The organism is Kosakonia sp. H7A (assembly GCF_003028445.1).
GTDB classification, from domain to species: Bacteria; Pseudomonadota; Gammaproteobacteria; order Enterobacterales; family Enterobacteriaceae; genus Kosakonia; species Kosakonia radicincitans.
This window is the reverse complement of the sequence record NZ_PYTZ01000099.1, coordinates 1-479: the sequence shown is the minus strand read 5'-3', so window position 1 is coordinate 479 and position 479 is coordinate 1. Positions and strand designations below refer to the sequence as shown.

The window sequence follows — 479 nt, the reverse complement described above, 5'->3', positions numbered from 1 at the left end:
CGCCCAGGCTCACCGCGCCGGGGTACTGGTCGAGCAGCGCGCGCAAGCGCTCCAGGAACGCCAGGTTCTCCGGCTGGGTGTTGTTGTAGTAGTGGTACTGATAGGCGTACGGGTTGTCCGGGCTGAAGCCGCGCCCCACCCGCTTGTCCGCCGGCTTGGGCGGGTTGTCGCGCAGCTGCGCGTCGTGGAAGCAGAAGTTGATGGCATCCAGGCGGAAGCCGTCCACGCCGCGATCCAGCCAGAAGCGCACGTTGTCCAGCGTGGCCTGCTGCACTTCCGGGTGATGGAAGTTCAGGTCCGGCTGGCTCGCCAGGAAGTTGTGCAGGAAATACTGCTCGCGCCGCGGTTCCCATTGCCAGGCCACGCCGCCGAACAGCGACATCCAGTTGTTCGGCGCGGTGCCGTCCTCGCGCGGATCGGCCCACACGTACCAGTCGGCCTTGGGGTTGTCGCGGCTCTGGCGGCTTTCGCGGAACCAG

General features: G+C 67.2%; 1 protein-coding gene. It reads right to left on the bottom strand.

The window, feature by feature from the left end; translation table 11 throughout:
* Positions 1 to 479 (bottom strand): alpha-amylase family glycosyl hydrolase (locus CWM66_RS28405; protein ID WP_255416496.1); only part of this gene is annotated, 479 nt, incomplete at both ends.